The sequence below is a fragment of the Brevibacillus sp. LEMMJ03 genome (assembly GCF_007197875.1).
GTDB classification, from domain to species: domain Bacteria; phylum Bacillota; class Bacilli; order Brevibacillales; family Brevibacillaceae; genus Brevibacillus; species Brevibacillus thermoruber.
The window spans coordinates 144644-168491 of record NZ_VKJN01000005.1 but is presented as its reverse complement, the minus strand read 5'-3'; the positions used below and the strand labels follow the sequence as shown (position 1 = coordinate 168491).

At 60.8% G+C, this 23848-nt stretch carries 24 protein-coding genes; 20 read left to right on the top strand and 4 right to left on the bottom strand.

Going from position 1 to position 23848, the window contains the following annotated elements; genetic code table 11:
* The first annotated feature begins 79 nt into the window (after positions 1-79).
* On the top strand, positions 80-1408 hold the full coding sequence (locus FOI68_RS08840) for an AAA family ATPase (protein ID WP_143862889.1): 1329 nt from the start codon (positions 80-82) through the stop codon (positions 1406-1408).
* A 31-nt stretch (positions 1409-1439) separates the two neighbouring features.
* Here FOI68_RS08840 and FOI68_RS23370 read toward each other — a convergent pair whose 3' ends face one another.
* Positions 1440-1613 (bottom strand): hypothetical protein, encoded by a 174-nt coding sequence (locus tag FOI68_RS23370; protein WP_162836713.1) that lies wholly within the window; start codon positions 1611-1613, stop codon positions 1440-1442.
* A 111-nt stretch (positions 1614-1724) separates the two neighbouring features.
* On the opposite strand from FOI68_RS23370, the gene cymR reads away from it, so the two are divergent.
* The 6 genes from cymR to FOI68_RS08805 all read left to right on the top strand — a co-directional run bounded on the left by cymR (position 1725) and on the right by FOI68_RS08805 (position 6836).
* Positions 1725-2144, top strand: coding sequence for a cysteine metabolism transcriptional regulator CymR (cymR, locus tag FOI68_RS08830; RefSeq protein WP_029097424.1), 420 nt, complete (start codon positions 1725-1727; stop codon positions 2142-2144).
* A gap of 33 nt (positions 2145-2177) precedes the next feature.
* A complete protein-coding gene (locus FOI68_RS08825) occupies positions 2178-3311 on the top strand; it encodes a cysteine desulfurase family protein (RefSeq protein ID WP_143862888.1) in 1134 nt (377 codons plus the stop codon).
* Between the two features lie 242 nt (positions 3312-3553).
* Positions 3554-5812: an SF1B family DNA helicase RecD2 gene (gene recD2 / locus FOI68_RS08820; protein ID WP_143862887.1), complete on the top strand. Its 2259-nt coding sequence runs from the start codon at positions 3554-3556 to the stop codon at positions 5810-5812.
* Positions 5813-5888: 76 nt separating this feature from the next.
* A complete protein-coding gene (locus tag FOI68_RS08815; protein ID WP_029097421.1) occupies positions 5889-6386 on the top strand; it encodes a PRC-barrel domain-containing protein in 498 nt (165 codons plus the stop codon).
* 19 nt (positions 6387-6405) lie between these two features.
* Positions 6406-6612, top strand: coding sequence for a hypothetical protein (locus FOI68_RS08810; protein WP_029097420.1), 207 nt, complete (start codon positions 6406-6408; stop codon positions 6610-6612).
* Between the two features lie 35 nt (positions 6613-6647).
* Positions 6648-6836, top strand: coding sequence for a hypothetical protein (locus FOI68_RS08805; RefSeq protein WP_029097419.1), 189 nt, complete (start codon positions 6648-6650; stop codon positions 6834-6836).
* Positions 6837-6914: 78 nt separating this feature from the next.
* Here the strand turns inward: FOI68_RS08805 and FOI68_RS08800 are convergent, their stop codons facing one another.
* Positions 6915-7601, bottom strand: coding sequence for a TerC family protein (locus tag FOI68_RS08800; protein ID WP_029097418.1), 687 nt, complete (start codon positions 7599-7601; stop codon positions 6915-6917).
* A gap of 373 nt (positions 7602-7974) precedes the next feature.
* Between FOI68_RS08800 and FOI68_RS08795 the strand changes: the two genes are divergently transcribed.
* The 5 genes from FOI68_RS08795 (at position 7975) to FOI68_RS08775 (ending at position 13193) form a co-directional block, all read left to right on the top strand.
* Positions 7975-9039 (top strand): AI-2E family transporter, encoded by a 1065-nt coding sequence (locus FOI68_RS08795; RefSeq protein ID WP_065068158.1) that lies wholly within the window; start codon positions 7975-7977, stop codon positions 9037-9039.
* Positions 9040-9418: 379 nt separating this feature from the next.
* Positions 9419-12067, top strand: a complete 2649-nt coding sequence (alaS, locus tag FOI68_RS08790; protein WP_035300193.1) for an alanine--tRNA ligase — start codon at positions 9419-9421, stop codon at positions 12065-12067.
* Between the two features lie 136 nt (positions 12068-12203).
* Positions 12204-12467 (top strand): IreB family regulatory phosphoprotein, encoded by a 264-nt coding sequence (locus tag FOI68_RS08785; RefSeq protein ID WP_029097415.1) that lies wholly within the window; start codon positions 12204-12206, stop codon positions 12465-12467.
* 13 nt (positions 12468-12480) lie between these two features.
* Entirely contained in the window at positions 12481-12897 is a 417-nt protein-coding gene (gene ruvX / locus FOI68_RS08780; RefSeq protein WP_029097414.1) for a Holliday junction resolvase RuvX, read from the top strand.
* 5 nt (positions 12898-12902) lie between these two features.
* Positions 12903-13193, top strand: a complete 291-nt coding sequence (locus FOI68_RS08775) for a DUF1292 domain-containing protein (RefSeq protein ID WP_029097413.1) — start codon at positions 12903-12905, stop codon at positions 13191-13193.
* A 119-nt stretch (positions 13194-13312) separates the two neighbouring features.
* Here the strand turns inward: FOI68_RS08775 and FOI68_RS08770 are convergent, their stop codons facing one another.
* The gene (locus tag FOI68_RS08770) at positions 13313-13606 is read right to left on the bottom strand and encodes a hypothetical protein (RefSeq protein WP_143862886.1); all 294 of its coding nucleotides are present in this window, start codon (positions 13604-13606) and stop codon (positions 13313-13315) included.
* Positions 13607-13979: 373 nt separating this feature from the next.
* On the opposite strand from FOI68_RS08770, the gene mltG reads away from it, so the two are divergent.
* The 4 genes from mltG (at position 13980) to FOI68_RS08750 (ending at position 18560) form a co-directional block, all read left to right on the top strand.
* Positions 13980-15074, top strand: coding sequence for an endolytic transglycosylase MltG (mltG, locus tag FOI68_RS08765; RefSeq protein WP_231558783.1), 1095 nt, complete (start codon positions 13980-13982; stop codon positions 15072-15074).
* 72 nt (positions 15075-15146) lie between these two features.
* Complete coding sequence (locus tag FOI68_RS08760) at positions 15147-15788, top strand: O-methyltransferase (RefSeq protein ID WP_143862885.1); 642 nt, start codon at positions 15147-15149, stop codon at positions 15786-15788.
* 6 nt (positions 15789-15794) lie between these two features.
* Positions 15795-16496 carry a uridine kinase gene (gene udk, locus FOI68_RS08755; RefSeq protein ID WP_255433419.1) on the top strand — a complete coding sequence of 234 codons (702 nt, stop codon included), beginning with the start codon at positions 15795-15797 and terminating at the stop codon, positions 16494-16496.
* Positions 16497-16733: 237 nt separating this feature from the next.
* Positions 16734-18560: a peptidoglycan D,D-transpeptidase FtsI family protein gene (locus FOI68_RS08750; protein WP_044897563.1), complete on the top strand. Its 1827-nt coding sequence runs from the start codon at positions 16734-16736 to the stop codon at positions 18558-18560.
* Here the strand turns inward: FOI68_RS08750 and FOI68_RS08745 are convergent.
* Entirely contained in the window at positions 18472-18963 is a 492-nt protein-coding gene (locus tag FOI68_RS08745) for a Mov34/MPN/PAD-1 family protein (protein ID WP_035300186.1), read from the bottom strand. The two genes, FOI68_RS08750 and FOI68_RS08745, sit on opposite strands and share 89 nt — an antisense overlap.
* 177 nt (positions 18964-19140) lie before the next feature.
* Here FOI68_RS08745 and FOI68_RS08740 point away from each other — a divergent pair, with 177 nt between their 5' ends.
* The 4 genes from FOI68_RS08740 (at position 19141) to FOI68_RS08725 (ending at position 23847) form a co-directional block, all read left to right on the top strand.
* Positions 19141-20205: an HD-GYP domain-containing protein gene (locus FOI68_RS08740; protein ID WP_035300185.1), complete on the top strand. Its 1065-nt coding sequence runs from the start codon at positions 19141-19143 to the stop codon at positions 20203-20205.
* A gap of 227 nt (positions 20206-20432) precedes the next feature.
* Complete coding sequence (locus FOI68_RS08735; RefSeq protein WP_143862884.1) at positions 20433-20999, top strand: GNAT family N-acetyltransferase; 567 nt, start codon at positions 20433-20435, stop codon at positions 20997-20999.
* Positions 21000-21233: 234 nt separating this feature from the next.
* Positions 21234-21998, top strand: coding sequence for a DeoR/GlpR family DNA-binding transcription regulator (locus FOI68_RS08730; RefSeq protein WP_029097404.1), 765 nt, complete (start codon positions 21234-21236; stop codon positions 21996-21998).
* Between the two features lie 175 nt (positions 21999-22173).
* Positions 22174-23847, top strand: coding sequence for a ribulokinase (locus tag FOI68_RS08725; protein ID WP_143862883.1), 1674 nt, complete (start codon positions 22174-22176; stop codon positions 23845-23847).
* Position 23848: the final 1 nt, after the last annotated feature.

Sequence of the window (23848 nt, the reverse complement as noted above, 5' to 3'; positions counted from 1 at the left end):
GGTTGCTTGCCAATGCACGTTTGTTTCCAGTATGCTATGATATTGAGACAACCCCATTAAAATGGAAGGGTATGTAGCAATGGATCTCTTTTCGTTCGCATACGAACAGCACGATTCGGGCAAACTGCAGCCACTGGCGGCGCGGATGAGGCCGCGCACCGTGGATGAGGTGCTCGGACAATCACATATTTTGGCGCCGGGCAAGCTGCTCAGGCGAGCGATCGAGGCCGACCAGGTCTCGTCGCTCATCTTTTACGGTCCGCCCGGGGCGGGAAAGACGACATTGGCAAAAATCATCGCCAACACGACCAAATCCCACTTCGCCGAACTGAACGCGGTGACGGCAGGGGTCGCCGACATCCGCCGCATCGTGGAGGAGGCGAAAGACCGTCTGGTGATGAACGGTCAGCGCACTACGCTGTTTATCGACGAGATTCACCGCTTCAACAAGGCGCAGCAGGACGCACTGCTCCCCTGTGTGGAGGACGGGACGATTATCCTGATCGGGGCGACCACGGAAAATCCGTTTTTTGAAGTGAACGCCGCCCTGCTCTCCCGTTCGCAGATTTTTCCGCTGCATCCGCTGAACGAAGAGGAACTGCGGCAGGTGCTGGAGCGGGCGATTACCGACCGCGAACGGGGACTGGGAGAATTGAACGTCACGGTCACCCCCGACGCCGCCGATCACCTGATCCGGTACGCCGAAGGAGATGCGCGGAGATTGCTGAACGCGCTGGAACTGGCCGTGAAAACGACGCCTCCGGATGAACGCGGCCGGATTTGCGTCACGCTGGAAGTGGCGGTGGAGTCCATCCAGCGGCGCGCCGTTCGCTACGACAAAAGCGGCGACAACCACTACGACACCATTTCCGCGTTTATCAAGTCGATTCGCGGCTCCGATCCGGACGCCGCGCTGTACTGGCTGGCGCGGATGATCGACGCGGGCGAGGATCCCCGGTTTATCGCCCGCCGGTTGGTGATTTCCGCCTCGGAGGACATCGGCAACGCTGATCCGCAGGCGATCACCATCGCCGTTTCCTGCTTCCAGGCGGTGGAGCTGGTCGGCATGCCGGAGGGGCGGATTCCCCTTGCCCAGGCGACCACGTACCTGGCGACGGCGCCCAAGAGCAACGCCGCCTACAACGGGATCAACCAGGCGCTGGCCGCGATCAGGAAGGACGGGCACAAACCGGTGCCGCTCCACCTGCGCGACGCCGCCTACAAGGGAGCGTCCCGGCTCGGTCACGGCGAAGGGTACCTCTATCCGCACGACTATCCCGGCGGATACGTCCCGCAGCGGTATTTGCCGGACGGGACCGACTACACGTTTTATCAGCCGAAGCCGATCGGCTACGAGCAGGAGATTCGCCGTCGGCAGGCGGAGCGCAAGCAGACGCCCGGACCGTAAACGTTCCCCCGGGTGGCGGGGGAACGAGCGTTCAGGTGCGGACGGTTCCTCCCGGTTTGTTGGGAAGATCGCCGTTTTCGTTCGGCTGTTTGCTCTGCTCGCTGGCTCCGTAGCGCGCCTTGTGGGCGATCGTGCCGGCCGGCTGGTCGTACAGCGTCGCAGAGGGATGGTTTTTGCCGTCTACCGCTTTTTGATTGGTGGCCATGTGCATTCACCCCCTGCAACGTAGTGTGTCCCCAACCGCCCGTCTCATGTAGGTCAACCGTCATGGAGGAGGTGGGCAGGGAGCGAGAGGAAAAAAAGGAGAGTTGGTACAGTGAAAATTTCTACGAAAGGACGTTACGGCCTGACCATCATGATGGAACTGGCCAACCGCTTCGGCGAAGGCCCGATTTCGCTGCGGAGCATTGCCCAGCGGCACGATTTGTCCGAGCATTACCTGGAGCAGTTGATCGCGCCGCTCCGCAATGCCGGACTGGTGAAAAGCATCCGCGGCGCGTACGGCGGGTATGTATTGGCGAAAAAGCCGGATGAAATCTCCGCCGGCGACATCATCCGCGTGCTGGAAGGGCCGATCAGCCCGGTGGAGTTTACCGAGGAGGAAGACCCGGCCAAGCGCTACCTGTGGCTGCGCATCCGCGACAGCATATCCGCCGTCCTCGATTCCACGTCGCTGCAGGATTTGATCAGCTACAAGGACGAAGGACAGACGGACGGTTACATGTTTTACATTTGACGCAACAGCGTACGAAGCAAAGGAGAGCGCGAGATGATCTATCTGGACCACGCCGCCACGACCCCTGTCCATCCGCGCGTGGCGGAAGCGATGCAACCCTATCTGACAAACGTATACGGCAATCCCTCCAGTCTGCACGGCTTTGGGCGGGAGGCGCGCATGGCCCTGGAGCAGGCGCGCGACCGGATCGCTCACATTCTCGGCGCCGAACCGCAGACGCTCGTCTTTACCAGCGGCGGGACGGAGGCGGACAACATGGCGATCATCGGGGGAGCGATGGCCCAGCGGGAGCGGGGGCGGCACGTCATCACGTCCAGCGTCGAGCACCACGCCGTCCTGCATGCCTGCGCGCATCTGGAGCAGATGGGTTTTGAGGTGACGTACCTGCCGGTGGACGAGACGGGCATGGTCAGCCTGGAGGAGCTGAAACAGGCGGTCCGGCCGGATACCGTGCTGGTCTCGATCATGTACGGCAACAACGAAGTGGGCACGATCCAGCCGATTGAAGAGATCGGCCGGTTCCTCCGCGAACGGAACATCGTGTTTCACACCGACGCGGTGCAGGCATTCGGCGTGATGCCCCTCAGCGTCAGCGAACTGCCGGTGGACATGCTCTCCGTCTCCGCTCACAAGATCAACGGCCCGAAAGGCGTAGGGGCCCTGTACCTGGGGCGGAAGGTGCCGTTTCTGCCGCATCTGCACGGCGGTAACCAGGAGCGGAAGCGGCGGGCCGGCACGGAAAACCTGGCCGGCGTCGTCGGCTTTGCAGAGGCGGTGGAGATCGCTGCCAGGGAGATGGAGGAGCGCGTCGCCAAGTACCGGCAGATGCGCGAAGCCATGCTTGCCGTCTGGCGGGAGTCGGGCATCGCGTTTCACGTAAACGGCCACCCCGAACGGCATCTGCCGCACATCCTCAACGTCAGCTTTCCCGGCGTCCATACCGAGACCATGCTGATGAACCTGGATCTGGCCGGAATCGCCGCCGCCAGCGGCTCCGCCTGCACCTCGGGTTCGCTGGAGCTGTCCCACGTCCTGAAGGCGATGTGTCTGGACGATCCGGTGATGCGTTCGGCTGTTCGCTTCAGCTTCGGCATCACCAACACGGTGGAAGAGGTGAAGCAGGCGGCGCAGACGGCGGCGGACATCGTCAAACGGGTGGCGCGGTAGCCCCGCAGACGGCCGCGGGAGACCGCGGCCGAGACGACGGGCGTGCGCCGTTCCATTGTCGGAAACGCAACCAAAAACCAGCAAGCGCAAGAGAACGCTGCTGGTTTTTTTCATGCCAACACGGCGTGCAGGACGACCCGTTCGCTGTCGGCGCGGTTGTCAGATCCGGCAAAACGATTTTATAATCGAACAAGAGTTTCGGGGGAATCCCGCGGGATTCTCCCATCCGGGAGGCGTGTGCGGTGTCGCAGCAGACACTTTCCTTGTTTGCCGAACCTTACATACGCGGCTATGTCGCGCAAGAAATTTTTTACAATGAAGAAACATGGTACGGTGTCATCCGTCTAACAGTGGAGGAGACTACAGAACCGGTGAAGGATGCGGAGGTCGTGGTCGTCGGCAACTTCCCCCGGCCGCATTCGGAGGAGCTGTACACGTTTTACGGCGAGTGGAAGACGCATCCGAAGTTTGGGCAGCAGTACGCGGTCAAAAGGTATGAACGGGAGACGCCCAAGTCCCGGGCAGGGGTGGAGCGCTATCTGGCCAGTGGGCTGTTTCAAGGCATCGGCAAAACCATGGCCAAACGCATCGTGGAACATCTGGGCGTAGAGGCGCTCACGGTCATCGCCGAGCAGCCGGAGCGGCTCGTGGAGGTGCCGGGCATCTCGGAAACGCGCGCGAGGCAGATCTACGAGTCGGTGATGGAACACCGCTCCCTGGAGCGGGCGATGGTGTTTCTCTACGAGTTCGGCATCGGCGTCCAGTTGGCGCTGCGGATTTATCAGACGTACAAGCTGGAGACCATGACCGTGCTGACGGAACAGCCGTATCGGCTGATCGAGGATGTCCAGGGCATCGGGTTCAAACGGGCGGACGACATCGCCCGGGCCACGGGAATTGCCGCTTCCTCGGAGGAGAGGGTCAAGGCGGCAGCCCTGTACGTGCTGCAGGAAGCCTGCTACTCCGAGGGACACGTGTTTCTGCCGGCGGACGAGCTGTGCGCCAAAACGCTCCGCCTGCTGGACGAGTGCGGGGGACACCGCTTTCAGCCGGAGGAGATCACGCTCGCCGTGGAATCGCTCTTTGTCGAGAGCAAAGTGGTTTGGGACGAAGACCGGGTCTATCTGCCCTCGCTGTTTTTCGCCGAAATCGGGCTGGCCAAGCGGCTGCGCTACTTTGCCGAGCGGGACGAGTTTGGCGCCTTTCCCGCTTCGGAGTTTTACCGGGCGCTGGGCGTGGTGGAAGAAGAGCTGGGCATCACGTACGCCCAGACGCAGCGGGATGCGATCGAGCAGGCGATCAAATCCGGCTTGATGCTCTTGACCGGCGGGCCCGGCACGGGGAAAACGACGGTGATTCGCGGGATCTGCCGCGTGTTTGCCCAACTGCACGGCATTTCGCTCGACCTGAAAAGGTACGACGAAGAAAATCCCTTCCCCATCCTGCTGGTCGCCCCCACCGGCCGGGCGGCCAAACGCATGTCGGAGACGACCGGTCTGCCGGCGATGACCATTCACCGCCTCCTGGGCTGGAAAGGGGAGAGCTTTGAGCACGACGCGGAGCATCCGATCCGGGGCCGGCTGTTGATCGTCGACGAGATGTCGATGGTGGACGTCTGGCTGGCCAATCAACTGTTTCGCGCCGTGCCGGACGAGATGCAGGTGATTCTGGTCGGCGACCCGGATCAGCTTCCGTCGGTGGGCCCCGGCAACGTGCTGCAGGACATGATCCGCTCGGGTCTATTGCCGCGCGTGCAGCTCAGCGAGATTTACCGGCAGGCGCAGGAGTCCTCGATCATCCGGCTGGCTCACGACGTCCGCAAGGGAATGGTTCCGTCCGACCTGTTGGCCACGACCCCCGACCGGCGATTTTTCACAAGTTCGCCACAAGATGTGGCGGAAGCGGTGAAACAAATTTGCGCCGGAGCCGTAAAGAAAGGGTATACGGCCAAAGATGTACAAGTCCTCGCTCCCATGTACAAGGGGAATGCCGGGGTGAACCGGCTGAACGAAGAACTGCAGGAACTGTTCAACCCCAAGACCGAACAGAAGCGGGAGGTGACGTTCGGCGACACCGTCTTCCGCACCGGGGACAAGGTGCTGCAGTTGGTCAACAACGCCGAGGAACAGGTGTTCAACGGCGACATGGGGGAGATCGTCGCCATTTTTTACCCGAATGAAAACGCAGAGAACACCGAGATGATGGTCGTTTCCTTTGACGGCCGGGAAGTGGTGTACAGGCGTTCGGAGTATCACCAGCTCACACTGGCCTACTGCTGCTCCGTGCACAAGTCGCAGGGCAGCGAGTTTCCCATCGTGGTCATGCCGTTTGTCCGAAGCTACCACCGCATGCTGCGGCGCAAGCTGGTGTATACGGGAATCACCCGCAGCAAGTCGTTTTTGATCATGTGCGGGGAGCCGGATGCGTTTCGCCTCGCGGTGGAAACCGACGAGGAAGGCGTGCGCTACAGCTACCTGGAAGAGCGATTGAAGCAAGGGTGAGCCTTGGAACAAGTTGTTCCGCATGGATCGTCCCGCTCCGCTTGATACTAAAGAAGCGGAAGGGGGATGTCCCGACATGCGCAAGGCATTGGATGTAATCGGCTTGCCGATCGTCTGCCTGGAAACGGGTGAGGAGCTCGGCACGGTCCGTGACATTCTCTGCGACTCCGCCTGGCGTGTAAGGGGAGTCTTGCTGAGCGAACAGGGCTGGTTCCACCCTGGCACCTGCATTCCTTCCGAACGCATCCACGCGGTAGGCGAATCCTGCCTTACCGTGACGGGCAAAGACGCCATCACCTCCCTTGACCGTCTCGCCGACCTGCCGCTTACCGGCATCCTGACGGGAAGGACAAAGCTGAAGGGGAAAACGGTCATCACCGCTTCCGGGGAACTCCTGGGCAGGCTGGAAGATGTTTACTTCTCTGCGGATTGGGAGAAACTTGTAGGGTACGAATTATCGAACGGTTGGCTTGCGGACATCACCGAAGGGCGCAAACGCCTGTCCGCGCCACCTTCCGTCATCGTCGGGGAAGAAAACCTGATCGTGCCGGACTGGGTTCGCAGCCAGGCGTGAAAGGGAGGAAAAGCGTGTGATGCGTGTCATATGCCCGAACTGCGGTTCCAAAGATATCGGCAAGATTGGAACCACGCAGTATTACTGCTGGAACTGCTTCATCGAGATGAGCGTCGACGGCGACCAGATCGCTTCCGTCTACCAGGTGGAAGAGGATGGCTCGCTGCATTCGCTCAACGACCTGTTTATCGAAGACCAGAATGTTTCCGCCCCGTTGAACATGTGAACAGACGGCCCATTACCCGAGGAGGTGTCATCGGCATGTCCGGACGCAATCTGATTGGCGTAATTGCCGCCAGCGGTCTGATCGCAGCGATCGGGTTTATGGTCGCGCCGCGGCGGCGCAGACGGCGGTTTGGGTTTCGTTTCAACCGTTTGCCCGTTTCGCTGCGCAACGTGATGAACGTGATCAACATGAGCCGCACGCTGCTTCGTGCCGTCGCCCGTTAGCCGGTGTCACATGGCAAGCGGAAAAGTCCATGAAAACAGCCCGAACGGTCCACTGCCGTCCGGGCTCTTTTTTTGCGGCTACGATTGTTCGGCCATGCGCTTTTGCTGTTGATTCTTCATGCGGCCGATCAGCAGGACGCCGACGACCACCGCCGTGATGATGATCCATTTCAGGATCGGGTATGCGGCGAAGAAACCGGCCAGCAGTTTCTCGCCCGTGATCATGCTGCCCGCGGTGTAGGCCAATACGGCGGCCCCGATGTAGATGACGGCGGGGAAGCGATCCATCAGCTTCAACACCAGGGTGCTGCCCCACACCATGACCGGCACGCTGATTAATAGGCCGACCACGACGAGCAGGAAGCTGCCGTGCGCGGCCCCTGCGACCGCGATCACGTTGTCCAGTCCCATCACGGCGTCCGCGACGATGATCGTCCAGATCGCCGAGGCCAGGCTCGATCCCGCTTTCACCGTCTCATGCCCCTCGTCCTGCACCAGCAGCTTCAGGGCGATCCAGATCAGCATTAATCCGCCGACGAGCAGCAGGCCCGGGATTTTCAGCAGCCAGACAACCGCCAGCGTAGCGGCGGCCCGAATCACGATCGCCCCGATCGTTCCCCAGACGATCGCCTTCTTCTGCTGATGGGCCGGCAGGTTGCGCGCGGCCATCCCGATTACGATTGCGTTGTCGCCCGCCAGCACCAGATCAATCACGATGATCGCCAACAGTCCAGACCAAAACGCGGGGGTAAACAACACGTCCATTTGTCTCTCCAACCTCCTTTATTGCGGACATTTCTCGTAAAGGCCGGCGTCCTCCTTCAGACAGACATTCGTTATGTAGTCTGCGTCAAGGGGAGGAAAACAAAACGACCTTTACCTCAACGGGTAAAGGTCATGTGAACAGAAAAGACCCTTACCCATACACGGCAAAGGTCTTGCTTACAACATTACGTTGCCAACAAAGCCGGGGATTTCTCCCGTAATGACGACTTTGCTGTAACAAGCTACTCCCCTTTGGAGAATATCCGTTTGTACTCCCATCGTACACCGGTGCGGCACGCATGTCAATACCGTACATGTTTTTCCGCGTCTTGCACACGCTAAATCATACGAATCAGAGGGAGGAGGGGGCAGGGTGGAGGAACTTCGCCGCAGCCGCCTGTTTGCCGCGGCCGTCTGGGCGATTGTGCTGCTGGCCATCGGCAATCTGCTCTGGCTGCTGCGCCCTGTGGTCGCCAAAACGTTTCACTTGCTGTCGGAGATCGTGATGCCCTTTCTCGTCGGCCTGCTGATCGCCTACGTGCTGCATCCGATCGTGCAGGCGCTGGAAAACAGACGGGTGCCGCGCATGGTGGCCGTGCTGCTGATCTACGCGGCGTTCATGCTGATCATCTCCATCGGGATCGTCAATGCCATCCCGATCTTCGCCAGCCAGCTCGCGGAGCTGTCCGACGATCTGCCGCGCCTGACGGAGTGGTACCACACGTGGATGCGGGAGTGGGAAGCGCACAAGTACTTTTTGCCGGACAGCATCTCGCTGGGGGTGGACCGGGTGATTGTCCAGTCCCAGGAACGGATGTCCCATTCAATTACGCTTTTGGTCGACAACGCGCGCAACACGCTGGGCAAGCTGCTCGCCTACGCGGTAGTCCCGTTCATCGCCTTTTACCTGCTCAAGGACATGAAAGACCTGCACCGTACAGGCATGTCCATCGTCCCGGCGAAGTACCGCAAGCAGGTGCTGGCCGTCCTGCGCGACGTCAACGAGTCGCTCGGCAATTACATACACGGCCAGATGATCGTGGCGCTGATTGTGGGCGCCTGCGCGTACGTCGGCTACTGGCTGATCGGCATGCCGTATCCGTTCGTGCTGGCCACGTTTGTCAGCCTGACCAACGTCATCCCCTACATCGGACCGATCATCGGCGCCGCTCCCGCCCTGATCGTAGCCCTGACGATTTCCATGAAAATGACGCTCATGGTGCTGGCCGTCAACGCTGTCATCCAGGTACTGGAGGGAAACATTCTCTCGCCCAACATCGTCGGCCGCTCGCTTCATCTGCACCCGCTCCTGATCATCATGGCCCTGCTGGCCGGAGAGGCGGCGGGGGGCATCATCGGCCTGATCGTCGCCGTTCCGGTGCTGGCCGTCTGCAAAGTGGTGATCAGCCGGATCGCCCTGATGCTGCACGAAAGTTGACAGGCTTCGGCAAACAATTTTATAATACGGATAATGGAAAAGAGCATGGATCGATGAAGGAACGAGTACGCTGCAGCCCTTCTCCAGAGAGGACGCTCCAAAGGCTGGGAGAGCGGCCAGAAGAAGTGCAGCGGAAGGCTACTCCCAAGACCGGGCAAAAACCGGCGGCTTGACACCGTTACCCGTCCGCAAGCGAGCGACAGGCAGACGCATGTGATCAGGCTGCCTGTAAGCAGGGTGGTACCGCGAGACAAGTTCTCGTCCCTGAGGGGATGGGGACTTTTTTTTCGCGCAGGCCCGCCGCTCCGGCCGGGAGGGAGCAGCCCTTTTTCGGATCATGTACGCGTTGTTTCACACTCATCTACGGGAGGATTTTTCCATGAAGAAACTGACTGGCAGCCAAATCCGCCAAATGTACCTCGATTTCTTCAAAAGCAAGGGACACCATGTGGAGCCGAGCGCGCCGCTGATTCCGCACGACGACCCGTCGCTGTTGTGGATCAACTGCGGGATGGCGCCGCTGAAAAAGTACTTTGACGGCCGCGTCGTGCCGGACAACCCGCGGATCACCAACTCGCAGAAATCGATTCGCACCAACGACATCGAAAACGTGGGACGCACGGCCCGTCACCACACCTTCTTCGAAATGCTGGGGAACTTCTCCATCGGCGACTACTTCAAGGAAGAGTCGATCACCTGGGCGTGGGAATTCCTCACCAGCCCGGAGTGGATCGGATTTGACCCGGAGCGCCTGTGGGTCACGATTCACCCCGAAGACGACGAGGCGTTCGAGATCTGGCACAAAAAAGTGGGCATTCCCGAAGAGCGGATCATCCGTCTGGAAGCCAACTTCTGGGACATCGGCGAAGGCCCCTGCGGCCCCAACTCCGAGATTTTCTACGATCGCGGCGAGCGATTCGGCAACGACCCGAACGATCCGGAACTGTACCCGGGCGGCGAAAACGAGCGCTTCCTGGAAGTGTGGAACCTGGTGTTCTCGCAGTTTAACCACAACCCGGACGGCAGCTACACGCCGCTGCCGAAAAAGAACATCGACACCGGCATGGGGCTGGAGCGGATGGCGTCCATTATCCAGGAAGTGGACAACAACTTCGAAACGGACCTGCTGTTCCCGCTGATCGAGGCGACCAGCGCCATCTCCGGCGTCGCCTACAAGCAGGACCCGGACTTGGACGTGGCGCTGAAGGTGATCGCCGACCACGCCCGCACCGTCGTCTTCGCCATCAGCGACGGCGCGCTGCCGTCCAATGAAGGGCGCGGCTACGTGATTCGCCGCTTGCTGCGCCGCGCGGTGCGGATGGGCAAAAAGCTGGGCGTGGAGCAGCCGTTCCTCTACCGCCTGACGGAAACGGTCGGCAAGATGATGGGCGATTTCTACCCGGAAGTGGTGGAGAAGCGCGCCTTCATTGAAAAAGTGATCCGCGCCGAAGAAGAGCGCTTCCACGAAACGCTCAACGACGGCCTCGCCATTCTGGCCGAGATGGTGAAGGCGGCCAAGGCGGAAGGCAAGAGCCAACTGTCCGGCCAGGACGTCTTCAAAATGTACGACACCTACGGGTTCCCGGTGGACCTGACCGAAGACTTCGCCGGCGAACAAGGACTGACGGTGGACCGCGAAGGGTTCGAGCGGGCGATGGAGGAACAGCGCGAGCGCGCCCGTGCCGCCCGTCAGGACGTGGACAGCATGCAGACGCAGGGCGGCCCGCTTGCTGATTTGACGGTTACGAGCGAATTTGTTGGGTATACTGAATTGGTAGCAAATGGAAAAGTGGAGGCGATTATCGCCGACAACCGGCTGGCTGACGAGGCGGAAGAAGGCCAGACCGTCCAGGTGGTCTTGAGCCGCACCCCGTTCTACGCAGAAAGCGGCGGTCAAATCAACGACGAGGGCCTGCTCGTCTCCGACTCCGTCAAGGCGCGCGTCACCGACGTGCAAAAAGGGCCGATGGGCCAACACGTCCACACCGTCGTCGTGGAAGCGGGAACGCTGCGCGTCGGCGACGAGGTCCGCGCCGAAGTAAACCGGAACGCCCGTCTCGACATCACCAAAAACCACACGGCCACACACCTGCTGCACCAGGCGCTCAAAGACGTGCTGGGCACGCACGTCAACCAGGCCGGTTCGCTGGTGGCGCCGGATCGCCTGCGGTTTGACTTTACCCATATCAGTGCCGTCACCCCGGAAGAACTGGAGCGGATCGAAGCGATCGTCAACGAAAAAGTGTGGGCCAACCTGAACGTGGACATCTTCCACAAGTCCCTCGACGAAGCGAAGGCGATGGGAGCGATGGCGCTGTTCGGTGAAAAGTACGGCGAGATCGTCCGCGTGGTCAAAGTGGGTGACTACAGCCTGGAGCTGTGCGGCGGCTGCCACGTGTCCAACACGGCGGAAATCGGCCTGTTCAAGATCGTCAGCGAGAGCGGCATCGGGGCGGGCACGCGCCGGATCGAAGCAGTGACGGGACGCGGCGCCTACCAGTACCTCAACCAGCAGTTGAGCACGCTGAAAGAGGTGGCCCACGCGCTGAAGGCACCGGTCCTGGCGGAAGCGCCGGCCCGTGTCGAAGCGCTCCAGCAGCAGTTGAAAGACGTGCAGCGCGAGAACGAATCGCTGCGCGCCAAACTGGGCAACATCGAAGCGGCTTCGCTGACCGACAAGCTGAAAGAGGTGGAGGGCGTCAAGGTGCTGGCTGCCCGCGTCTCCGCGACCGACATGGATAACCTGCGCGGCATGGTGGACGAACTGAAAAACAAGCTGGGGTCGGCTGTCATCGTTCTCGGCGCAGTGGACGGCGAGAAGGTCAACCTGGTGGCCGGCGTGACCAAGGACCTGATGGACCAGGGCTTCCACGCGGGCAAACTGATCAAGGAAGTGGCGACCCGCTGCGGCGGAGGCGGCGGAGGCCGTCCCGACATGGCCCAGGCGGGCGGCAAGGACCCGGCCAAGCTGCAGGAAGCGCTGGAGCTGGTCTACGATCTGGTGAAAGGACAGGCGGTGGCGAAGTAACGCCGCCGTCTTTCCTCGCCATGTTTCGCCATCCAAGAAAAGTGCCCGATCGACAAGGAATCGGGCTGCTTGAGGCGAATACACTTGATAGGAAGAGCAAATGCGGAAGAGTCTCAGAGGAATCGAGGTGTTGATCGTGAGTTCGATGGATAATACCATGAAGTTCACGGTGCCCAAGGAAACAAATACGGTGGAAGTGCGGGAAACGCTGACAGAGGTCTACAAGGCCCTGCAGGAAAAAGGGTACAACCCGATCACGCAGATCGTCGGCTACCTGCTTTCCGGTGATCCGGCGTTCATTCCCCGCCACAACAATGCGCGCAGCCTGATCGGCAAAATTGAGCGGGACAGAATCATCGAAGAGCTGGTAACCGTCTACTTGTCGGAAGAACGCAAGTAGGTGCGTGCAGGCGATGGCACGGATTCTGGGATTGGATGTGGGCGAGAAGACCATCGGCGTGGCCGTCAGCGATGAACTGGGCTGGACCGCCCAAGGGGTGGAGACGATCAGGCGCCAGTCAAAGGAAAAGGATCTCGCCCGCTTGGAAGAATGGATTGCGCATTACCAGGTCGGCGAAATTGTCGTGGGCCTGCCCAAAAATATGAACGGAACCATCGGACCGCGCGGGGAAAGCTGCCAGGCGTTTGCCCGTTTGCTCGAAGACCGGACGGGACTGCCCGTCCGTCTCTGGGACGAACGGCTGACCACCATGGCCGCCGAGCGGATGCTGATCGCAGCCGATGTCAGCCGGCAAAAACGCAAAAACGTGATTGACAAAATGGCGGCCACGTTAATCCTGCAGGGTTACTTGGACGCAAAATCGAGGTGACCGAGATGAGCGAGGAATTGTTTGAGGAGTTTGAAGTCGGGGATGTGATCGCGCTGACGGAAGAAGGCGACGAGAACCCGCGTGATTTCCGCATCATGTACATTTTTGACATCGAAGACCGCACGTATCTGGTACTGGTTCCCGTCGATCAGGAAGAAGAGGAGGAGTACGAGGTTCACTTCCTGCGCTACGACGGCACCGACATGCTCCAGCCGATCGAGGACGACGCGGAGTGGGAACAGGTGGAGGCGACGTTCGAGACCCTGATTGCCGACCTGGAAAAAGAAGAGCTGTAAGACCAACGAGAGGGCGATGCGGCCCTCTCGTTTTCTTGGCGTGTATTCACTCTCCGCCTGCGTGCCGCCTGATTACCGGATGGTCGCTGTCCAGACGGTAGAGAAGCGTGCCGCTGCGGTCATAGGCGTACAGCGCCGCCGCCCCGGTTTCTCCAGAGGAAGCCAAACGGGCGGTCCATGAAAAAATGATGGTAGATCCGGTGTTGTTCGTCATAAAACAGGACGGAGTACAGTCCTCCGGTGTCGATGACGGAGACCGCCCGGACCGTATCGGCGGGGATGGACATGCCTCTCAGCGTTTCGCTGACGGCTCCCTCGGGCGTCCACGGGTCAGGGTAGCAGGCGGAAAACAACAACGCCAGGGAAGCGGCGATAATCAGCCAGCGGATGAACCGGTTCCGGCGTCCGCGCATCACGGCGTCCCTCCCTTTGCGAGCGGCACCGTAAACGAGAATGACTCGCCATAGCGTTCCTGGTGAATGCGGATGGCTTTGATGTCAGCCGATCGCGTCTCAAAGCGGTATTCCCCCACTCCGCGACGAGCAGCATTCGCTTCATTTCGACCCTCCCTGCACACAATTCCCATCCTCTATCATTTTCCATTTTATGACACGAATTCCTCCCGAAGTGCCCAAAAACTGCATGGGGGGCGCGCTGGTGACAGCGGGACAGGCCTTGGGTATAATGGAAAAGATGCAGGGACGAGCCCTCTTTGGGGTCCCGGGTGCCGCGTGTCGAAATCAATGGGTCGGCAGAGAGGCACCGCGAAAAAAGGAGGACTCTGTCGTGAATCTACTGTCACTGAAACAAGATCGCAGCGCCGAATGGCCGCCGCCGCAGCGGCGCAGGCGGGGCCGCTTTTTTCGGTTGGGGGTCGCGCTGTTCTGTCTGCTGATCGCGGCGGGAGGAGCGGCATGTTACGTCTATCAAGGGCTGCAGCCGCCGAATGGCGAGCACACCGTCAAAAAGGTAAGCATTCCGTCCGGTTCGTCGGTGCGGGAGATCGGCCGTCTGCTGGAAGAGCAGGGGCTGATTCGCAGCGCCGACCTGTTTGCCTACTATGCCATGTACCAGGGGATCGGCTCCCGCCTGCAGGCCGGGACCTACCAGTTCCAGACGGGCGCCACCGTCGATGAGATCCTGCAAACCATGGCGGAGGGCAAGACCGTGGTGGACACCGTGCGCTTCACCGTGCCGGAGGGCTGGAACGTGGAGCAGATCGCCGATCATTTGGCGCAAAAAGGGCTGGCCGACAAAGCGGCATTTTTGCGGGAAGTCAATCAGGGGAGCTTTCCGGAGTTTCCGTTTGTCGCGGCCATTCCGAAAACGGAAGGGCGCAAATACCGCTTGGAGGGCTACCTGTTTCCCGAGACGTACGAAGTGAAAAAGGGGGCCAGCGCGCACGAGATCATCGCGAAGATGCTCGCCCAGTTCCAAAAGGAATGGCAGCCGGAGTGGACGGAAACGCTGAAACAGCGGGGCATGACGATGGACGAGGCGGTCCGCCTGGCGTCCATCGTGGAGCGGGAGGTCGTGGTGGACAAGGAGCGGCCGATCGTGGCCGGCGTCTACTACAACCGCCTGCGCGAAGGGTGGCTCCTGCAGGCGGACGCCACCGTCCAGTTTGTTCTCGGCAAGCAGCGCGACCGGCTGACGTACGACGATCTGAAGGTAAACAGTCCGTACAACACGTACATGCATCCGGGACTGCCGCCCGGGCCGATCGCCAACCCCGGCAGGGCGTCGCTGGCCGCCGCCGTCCATCCGGCCCAACACGATTATTTCTTTTACGTGACCAAAAAGGACGGTTCGTCCGAGCACTACTTCTCCCGCACGCTGGCGGAGCACGAGGCCAACGATGCGAAAAGCAGAGGGAACTGACGCGGTTTCCTCTGTTTTTTGCCCGCGGGTATGCTATAATGATGCGGTTGCTAGGTAAGGGGGCGTGATGTGATGATAACCAATCCGGCGATTGATGCTTATGTGACGGGGCTGATCCTGCCGCGTTCACCGCTGCTGGCGCGATTGGAGCGGGAAGCGGCGGAAGAGGGCATTCCCATCGTCCAACTGCCGACAGCGCAGGTGATGCGGACGCTGCTCCAGCTTCACCGGCCGAAGTCAATTCTGGAAGTGGGGACCGCCATCGGCTATTCGACCATCTGGATGGCGGAGGCGGCACCGGAAGCCCGCATCGTCACGATGGACATCGACGAGCAGCGTCTGGAGCGGGCACGTGCCAACATCGCGGAAGCCGGGTTGTCGGCGCGGATCGAGATCCTCGCCAGAGACGCCACGCTCGGTCTGCCGGACACGTACCGGTTCGACTGTCTGTTTATCGACGCCGCCAAAGGACAGTACCGCACGTTTCTCGATCTCTACCTGCCGCTGCTGCGCGAGGGGGGACTGGTGCTGTCCGACAACGTCCTGTTTCGCGGGCTGGTGGCGGCGCCGGAAGAAGCGGGGAAACGGCAGCGGCCGCTGGTGGACAAGCTGCGGCAGTTCAACGCCTACCTGGCGCAGCATCCCCAACTGGAAACCACGTTTGTTCCGGTGGGCGACGGCCTGGCCGTCAGCCTGAAGCGGACAGCCGATTGAGTGCACATCAGAGAACGGGCCCCGGCTGTAAGGCCAGGGAGCAGCAAGAGGAAGGAGACATGGAGCATGGGTCACCCCGTATTGATTGGGGTCGCCGGGGGCAGCGGCTCCGGCAAAACTACCGTGGCGCGCGAACTGTTTCGCCAGTTTCAAAACGACAGCGTCGCCATGATTGAGCAGGATTCGTACTACAAGGACCAGAGCCACCTCAGTCTGGAAGAGCGCTCGATGACCAACTACGACCACCCGTTTGCGTTTGACAATGATCTGCTGCTGTTTCACCTGCAGGAGCTGATGCAGCGCCGGCCGATCCAGAAGCCGATTTACGACTTCAAGGTGCACAACCGGAAGCGGGAAACGGTGCTGGTGGAGCCGAAAGACGTGATCATTCTGGAAGGCATGCTGATCCTGGAAGATCCCCGCATTCGCGACATGATGGACATCAAGGTGTTTGTGGACACCGACGCCGACGTGCGGATCGTCCGGCGGATCATGCGCGACATCGAAGAGCGCGGCCGTTCGCTCGAATCGGTGGTCAACCAGTACCTCAACGTCGTAAGGCCGATGCACCTGCAGTTTATCGAGCCGACCAAGCGGTACGCCGACGTGATCATCCCGGAAGGCGGCTACAACCGGGTGGCGCTCGATCTTCTGTCGACCAAGATCCGCAACATCCTGCTGGAGAAACAGCAGCTTTCCAACGCGTAGGGACGTCAGCCGAGCCCGGGACAAGAGGGCCGCTGTCTTGTAGGGCCGATTCCATGCCCCGGGCAGCGCGACCGGCACGGGGACATCCCCTCACACGTGAATATCCGAAACCACACGCGAGCGCGCCGTCCGAAAGCGGCGCGCTTTTTTTCATGCCTGTGCGCATGTTGGGCCAGATCGGGTTTTCCCGCCGCCCGTACCGGCAATACTGGAAAAAAAAGGCGGGAGGAATGCGGCATGGACCTGGAACGCCGGGTGAAACGGCGCCACTTTCTCGTGCTGTTGTTCATGACGCTGGTGTGGGCCGGGCTGTTGGTCCGCCTCTGGTGGATTCAACTGTGGGCATCGCACCGCTTCTCCAGGCACGGTGTCGATTTGGTGAAAAATGCGGTCAAGCAGCGGCAGCAGAGCATCGTGCTGCACAGCGGCCGGGGCGACATCCTCGACCGAAACGGCTACCCCTTTACGGGGGAGGAACAGCTCGCCCTGCTCCTGTTCCCCCTGGCGCGGGGCAGCCTGCAGGAAAACGGCGGATGGAGACGGCTGGCGGAGATCGTGCGCGTGCCGGAAACGATGCTCGAAGACGTGATGACCAAAGCGAAAGCCCCGCTCATGCTGAGACAGACGGACGGCAGGCTGGTCCCCCTGAGCGAGCGGCAGGCGGATCAGGTAAACGCGCTGGGGATCCCCGGCGTCGTCGCCCTGAAAGTGACGGAGCGCTACCGCGCGGACGAGGTGGCCAAGCACGTGATCGGCTACATCCACCGCAATCCCGAACTGGTCCGCACGCTGTATCCGGACGAGTGGGCGGAAGGGAAGATGAACGCGGACAGCACGGTAGGGGCGTCCGGCTTGGAGCGCAGCTTCGACCGGTTCTTGCAGGGAGTGGAGCCGTCCGTGCTCTCCTACTACGTGGATGGCGAGGGAAAGCCGCTCAAGGGGCTGGACATCCGCTACACGCGGCAGGAGAACCAGTACTACCCGCTGTCTCTCGTCACCACGCTGGACGCCGACCTGCAGCGGCGCCTGGAGCGGGTGGCGGACAGCGCCGGCCTGCGGGAAGGGGCGATCGTCGTGTTGGACGCGACCCATGCAGACGTCCTGGCGATGGTCAGCCGCCCGCAGTACGACCAGACGAAAGTGGACGTGCAGCAGGGGGCGTGGCGAAACCGCGCCGTCAAGCAAATCACCCCCGGTTCCGTCTTCAAGACGGTCGTGGCCGCGGCCGCCCTGGCGGAGGGGCTGGTTTCCCCCACCGAGCGGTTCGTCTGCCGCGGCGATTACGGCAAATACGGCTTTTCCTGCTGGAAGCGGGACGGTCACGGCGCGCTGACGATGGAAGAGGCGTTTGCCCAGTCCTGCAACATCACCTTTGCCGAAATCGCCAAACGGATCGGCGGGGACAAGCTGGAGGCGTATGCCCGCCGTCTGGGCTTGTCCTCTCCGGTGGGATACGTCACGCCGCACCTGTTCAAACTGGACGGCTTCCGGCAGGTGGACGGCGAGGAGCAGGGACGGGTGTTCGCCGAGCAGGTTTCCCGCCAGGATGAAGGCGTCTTGATCCAGACGGCGATCGGCCAGCGGGACGTTCGCGTCACGCCGCTGCAGGCCGCCAATCTGATGGTGACCATCCTGCGCGGGGGGCAGCCCGGCCAGGTGCGGTTGGTGAGCGAGATCGCGTATCGAAACGGCCAGACGTTTTACCGCTTTCCGGAACACCGGCTGCCGGAGTCGGGGATCGACTATGTGACGGCCAAAAAAATGAGGCGCCTGCTGCGCCTCGTCGTAACCGAAGGAACCGGCCGGATGCTCCTGCAGGCGCCGTGGCCGGTCGCGGGCAAAAGCGGCACCGCGCAGACGGGGGCCGGCGACGGCAGCAACCACCTCTGGTTTGTCGGCTACACGCCGGTCGACACCCCCCGGTACGCCATTGCCGTCGTGGCGGCACACCAGCCGGCCGGGGAGACAACCCGGGCTATGGAGATTTTCCGCCGCGCTGTCGAAGCGATTGCCGAGTGGCCAGGTCAATCTTCCCCACTTCGCGCAGGGAGTTCTCAAGAATAAAGGCGCGAGCCTGCACCTTGTCTTGTCTGTTGAGACCGACAATCAGCATGATCGGCGAAGAGGACATGTAGAGGGACTGACTCGCCTTCGCCCAAATCGTGCGGCGGTCTCCCTTGCTGGGCGACAGCCTTTTGATCGTGTGGCTGTGCCAATCCCCGATGTACTGCCAGCGCTGCCGTCGGCTCAATTTGCGCACCAGCCTGCGCAGGTGGTCGTCGTCAAACAGGATGGCGTTGGGATGGCGAACGGCATTGGGACCGGGACCGCTGGCGTAGGTAACCAGCCACTCTTCATCATTCAACGCGTATCCCATCAATACCCCTCCCGTCTCCAGGGAGGGGTTTTTTCTGACGGATTGTTCGATCTGCTTCCACGCCTTGGGCGTGATATACAACGAGGTCATGGCCTTGTCTACCTCCTTGACTCAACCTCCACAGGGCTGCCTTTTATCCTATGCAGCGGCGCGCCAAAGTGATCCGTGACGTTTGTCGTGCGACAATTGTCGAAAAAAGGTTGTCAGCAAAAGTATTTCTTTTCTATAATTTAGAAAAAATATGAATAGAAGGAAAGGTTTGATGCTATGCCAATGGCTTTTGTAAATCCCGCGCTGGTCGGCAAGGTGCTGGCCGAGGATCTCTACTCGGATGCCGGTGTGCTGCTTCTGCCCCGGCGCACCGTGCTGACAGCCGCCCACGTCAACGCGCTGCGCAACCAGCGCATCACGCGCGTCAGCATCGCAGACGACCTGTCGGAGGGGAATGGCGAAAAGATTTCCGCCCAACTGCTGGACAAGGGAGGGGACCGGGAGAGCGCGTTCTGCTACCTGGATGCGATGGAACAGACGAGGCGGCTGTTTGAGCGCGTGGACCTTGGACAGGTGCCGAGCCTGCACGAGTTCTGCCAAGCGTTTCACGCGCTGGCGGAGCGGACGGAGGAGCGGCTCGGGCTGTTCCGGTCCCTGTACGTGCTGGAAGGGGCGGACAGCTACACGTATCGCCACTCGCTCAACGTGGGGATTCTCTGCACGCTAATCGCCCGCTTGCTGAAATGGGACGAGGAGCGCGTATGGTTGATGGGAGCGGCCGGATTTCTGCACGATATCGGCAAAACGCGCGTGCCCCGGGAGATCCTGCTCAAACCCGGCAGGCTGACGGACGAGGAGTTTGCGGAAATGAAGCGGCACACCGTGTACGGGTACGAGATTCTGCAGCAGATGGAGGGCGGCCATGAGACGCTCGCCATTTGTGCCCTGCTGCACCACGAGCGGCTGGACGGCTCCGGCTATCCGGAAGGGCGGAAGGATGAGCAGATTCCGCTGGAGTGTCAGGTGGTGGCGGTTGCCGACATGTTTGACGCGATCTGCTCCGATCGCGTCTACAAGCAGCGGACGTCGCCGTTTGAAGCGGCCCGCGTGCTGTGGAAGGCGGCGTGCGACGGGCTGCTCAACATCGAAATCGTCTCCCTGTTCGTCCATTACATCGCCCAGCTTTACGTGGGAGCCAAGGCGCGTCTCAACAGCGGCGAGGAGGTGGAAGTGATCCTGATTCACCGGGATGAGCCGATGCGTCCGCTGGTTCGCCGGCAGGGCCAGTTCGTCGACCTTCGCTGCCACCGTCAGTTGAGCATCGAAAAAATGCTCGGATAGCCGCCGCTCGCCGGCCGTGATGCGCCTTTGCCAGCGGCGGACGAGCCGAATCCCGGTGAAAGGCATCGATCGCCGCTCGGGACCTCTTCCCGGCGGCGGACGTTCCCATGCGGATGCCACATGTCACGGTTTTGTGGCAAAAGGCCGGAGAACCTCGACACCCCCGTCCCGCTGTGCCAAAATAGAACAGATCGCACTAGGGACGGGGAGGGAACAGGCGAACCAGCATGATACGCAAAGCGACACCGGCAGACGCGGCATGCGTCGCGCCGCTGATTTACGAAGCGATTGGCAGCATTGCCCACACGCTGACCGGCGCTGTGGAAGCGGACGAGGCCATTCGCGTCATCGAGGCGTTTTTTCGGATGGAGGGGAACCGACTCAGCTACGAGAATGCGGTCGTGGCCGAAGTGGGGGGAGAACCCGTCGGACTGGCACTGTTCTACCACGGCAGCCGGACCGAAGAGCTGGACCGTCCGTTTGTTCAGCGGTTGGCCCGCTTGACGGGCATCGCTCCGGTCATTGTAAAGGAAGCCCGGTCCGATGAGTTTTACCTGGACACACTGGCGGTCAGCGCCGACCAGCGCGGCAAAGGCATCGGCAGACGGCTGCTGGCCCGTTTTGAAGCAGAGGCTCGCGCGCGCGGACACGAGCGGATTGCGCTGCTCGTGGACCAGGAAAACCCCCAGGCGCGCAAGCTGTACGAATCGATCGGCTATCGGCCGGACGGCACGCTTCTGGTAAGCGGCCACCTGTACGACCATATGGTCAAGCAAATATCCGTGCTGATCTGACGACACCTCCCGTCTGCCCGCGGCATCCGTTGCCATGCCCCGGCCAGGCGGGAGGTGTTTGTACTCGTAAAAAACAAAAGCATTCGTGTCCGTTGTGGCAAGCGGAAGAAACGAACGGATGTTGATATGCCAAAATAGTGGGAGTAAAATAACAAAAGAAAGCAATAAAAATCGATTGATTTTTGTTGCAAATCAAACGGTTGACAAGTGAAACAAAAGGAGGAACTGCGTGTCATGTTGGCTTCAAAAAGGCAGCAGGAGATTCTCGAACTGCTGGAACAGAAGGGACACGTCTACGTCTCCAACTTGAGCAGGCAGTTTCAGGTGACGAAAGAGACGATACGCCGCGATCTGGAGGCGATGGAAAAACAGGGATTGATTCACCGCACGCACGGCGGCGCGGTGTTGAACCGGAAGGAAAAAGAAGCGTCGCCGCTCATCCAGCGCGAAGTCGCCCATCTGGAAGCGAAGCGGGAGATCGCCAAGGAAGCGGCCAAAGGCATCCAGGACGGGGACATCATCGCCCTCGACTCCAGCGACGTCTCCTTTCAGTTGGCCCGGCTCCTGGGCGAGCGGGAGATCACCGTGATCACCAATTCCATCGCCGTCACCCTGGAGTTTCTCCGTCAGGACAAGGTAAAGGTCATCACCGTCGGCGGCTATCTGAACAAGGACTGTACCTCGTTTTTCGGCACGATGACGGAAAAGTCCATCGAAGGCTACCACGTGGACAAGTTCTTCTTCTCCTGCCACGGGGTTCATCTGGAACACGGCATTTACGAGAACAACGAGATGGAAGCACAGGTCAAACAGAAGTTCATCTCCATCTCCGACCGCTTGATCCTGCTGGCCGACCACACGAAGTTCGGGCAGAAGTCGCTGACCAACCTGCTCTCCCTGGACAAGGTGGACCAGATCATCACGGATCACGGGCTGCCGCTCAACCAGTTGTCCGCTTTCAAAGCAGAGGGTTTGAATATACAACTCGCCCAGTCGTAACAGGTGGGTTCTTTTCTGTTTTCCAACCAAACATTTTCAACTGGAAAAGAGAAACAATCCCGCAAAAACATGTGGAATTGTTTCTCTTTTGTTGGTTTCGGAATATTGAAAAAGCAGAAAAATGCGGATAATATGTGGGGCAAACAAAGCATCAATCGATTCAGGAGGAGCCGAGATGCACGACAAGCTGGTGTTTGGAGTTGATTTTGGAACGGAATCGGCTCGCGCCGTTCTAGTGGATGCAGCAAACGGAGAAGTGAAAGCGATTGCAACCAAACCGTACGCCCACGGCGTGATCGTGGAGACGCTGCCGGGCACGTCGGTTCGGCTGAACAGCGAATGGGCGCTGCAGGATCCTCAGGATTACCTGGATGCGCTGGTGGATACGATCCGCGCCTGCATGAACGAGGCCGGGGCCAGACCGGAGCAGGTGATCGGCATCGGGGTGGACTTTACCGCCTGCACGATTCTGCCGATCCGCGCCGACGGGGAACCGCTCTGCGCCGATCCCGCCTTTCGCGGCAACCCGCACAGTTGGGTGAAGCTGTGGAAGCACCACGCCGCGGAACCGGAAGCGAACGAGATCACCGAGCTGGCGCGGGCGCGAGGAGAAGCGTTTCTCCGCTATTACGGCGGCTCCCTCTCGTCCGAGTGGCTTCTGCCCAAAGTGCTGCAGATCCTGCGCGAAGCCCCCGAGGTCTACCATGCGGCTGACCGCTTCGTGGAGGCGGGCGACTGGATCGTCCTGCAGTTGACGGGCGAATTGAAGCGCAACTCCTGCGCGGCGGGGTACAAGGAAACCTGGAACAAACGGAACGGCTACCCGTCGTCCGATTTTTTGAAAGCCCTTCATCCGGACATGGAGCATTTTGTCCGCGACAAGATCGCCACCCCGATCTACCCGGTCGGCACGTACGCCGGCCGTCTGACGGAAGAGATGGCCCGCCGGCTGGGCCTGACGGAACAGGTGGCTGTCGCCGTCGCCACGATCGACGCCCATGCGAGCGTGCCCGGGGCGGGGATCGTCGAACCCGGCCAGATGCTGATGGTGATGGGCACGTCCATCTGCCACATGGTGATGGCGGAAGAGGAGCTGTTTATCCCGGGAGTAAACGGCGTGGTGGAAGACGGGATTCTCCCCGGACTGTACGGATACGAAGCGGGGCAGGCGGCCGGGGGCGATACGCTGGCCTGGTTCGTCCGCAGCGGCGTGCCGGCCGCTTATCACCAGGAAGCGGAACAGCGGGGCATGTCCCTGTACGCCCTGCTGGAAGAGAAAGCGAGGGCGATCAAGCCGGGAGAGAGCGGTCTCATCGCGCTGGATTGGCTGAACGGCAACCGCTCCGTGCTCAACGACGCCTCCCTGTCCGGCCTGATCGTCGGCATCCGGCTGGAGACGAAGCCGGAAGAGATCTACCTCGCCCTGATGGAAAGCCTGGCGTTCGGCACGCGCACCATCATCGAAGCGTTTGAAGACGGCGGCCTCCCCATCCGCAAGCTGTACGCCTGCGGCGGCTTGTCCGTCAACAACCGCCTGCTGATGCAGATTTTCGCCAACGTGACGGGCAAACAGGTGGAAGCGGTTTCGAGTCCCAATGCTTCCGCGCTGGGCGCCGCCATGTTCGGCGCGGTTGCCGCGGGGGCAAAAGCCGGCGGATACGATTCGATCATGGAAGCGGCCAGCCGGATGAAAGACGGCCACTCCGTCGTCTACCGGCCGGATGAACAGGCGCGTCAGACGTACGACCGGCTCTACCGGCTGTACAAGGAGCTTCACGACACCTTCGGACGGGGCTCCCTGATGAAGGAATTGAAAGCGGTAAAAAAATGGACGGAAAAGAGCGTATGAC

Bases quoted from the DNA above. Each gene is read 5' to 3' on its own strand.
- ruvX (WP_029097414.1), top strand. From the start codon at position 12,481: ATGGCACGGATTCTGGGATTGGATGTGGGCGAGAAGACCATCGGCGTG.
- FOI68_RS08775 (WP_029097413.1), top strand. From the start codon at position 12,903: ATGAGCGAGGAATTGTTTGAGGAGTTTGAAGTCGGGGATGTGATCGCG.
- FOI68_RS23370 (WP_162836713.1), bottom strand. From the start codon at position 1,613: ATGGCCACCAATCAAAAAGCGGTAGACGGCAAAAACCATCCCTCTGCG.
- FOI68_RS08840 (WP_143862889.1), top strand. From the start codon at position 80: ATGGATCTCTTTTCGTTCGCATACGAACAGCACGATTCGGGCAAACTG.
- FOI68_RS08805 (WP_029097419.1), top strand. From the start codon at position 6,648: ATGTCCGGACGCAATCTGATTGGCGTAATTGCCGCCAGCGGTCTGATC.
- FOI68_RS08800 (WP_029097418.1), bottom strand. From the start codon at position 7,601: ATGGACGTGTTGTTTACCCCCGCGTTTTGGTCTGGACTGTTGGCGATC.
- alaS (WP_035300193.1), top strand. From the start codon at position 9,419: ATGAAGAAACTGACTGGCAGCCAAATCCGCCAAATGTACCTCGATTTC.
- FOI68_RS08825 (WP_143862888.1), top strand. From the start codon at position 2,178: ATGATCTATCTGGACCACGCCGCCACGACCCCTGTCCATCCGCGCGTG.
- FOI68_RS08725 (WP_143862883.1), top strand. From the start codon at position 22,174: ATGCACGACAAGCTGGTGTTTGGAGTTGATTTTGGAACGGAATCGGCT.
- FOI68_RS08735 (WP_143862884.1), top strand. From the start codon at position 20,433: ATGATACGCAAAGCGACACCGGCAGACGCGGCATGCGTCGCGCCGCTG.
- FOI68_RS08810 (WP_029097420.1), top strand. From the start codon at position 6,406: ATGCGTGTCATATGCCCGAACTGCGGTTCCAAAGATATCGGCAAGATT.
- FOI68_RS08760 (WP_143862885.1), top strand. From the start codon at position 15,147: ATGATAACCAATCCGGCGATTGATGCTTATGTGACGGGGCTGATCCTG.
- FOI68_RS08730 (WP_029097404.1), top strand. From the start codon at position 21,234: ATGTTGGCTTCAAAAAGGCAGCAGGAGATTCTCGAACTGCTGGAACAG.
- FOI68_RS08770 (WP_143862886.1), bottom strand. From the start codon at position 13,606: ATGCGCGGACGCCGGAACCGGTTCATCCGCTGGCTGATTATCGCCGCT.
- FOI68_RS08745 (WP_035300186.1), bottom strand. From the start codon at position 18,963: ATGACCTCGTTGTATATCACGCCCAAGGCGTGGAAGCAGATCGAACAA.
- FOI68_RS08740 (WP_035300185.1), top strand. From the start codon at position 19,141: ATGCCAATGGCTTTTGTAAATCCCGCGCTGGTCGGCAAGGTGCTGGCC.
- FOI68_RS08815 (WP_029097421.1), top strand. From the start codon at position 5,889: ATGCGCAAGGCATTGGATGTAATCGGCTTGCCGATCGTCTGCCTGGAA.
- FOI68_RS08750 (WP_044897563.1), top strand. From the start codon at position 16,734: ATGGACCTGGAACGCCGGGTGAAACGGCGCCACTTTCTCGTGCTGTTG.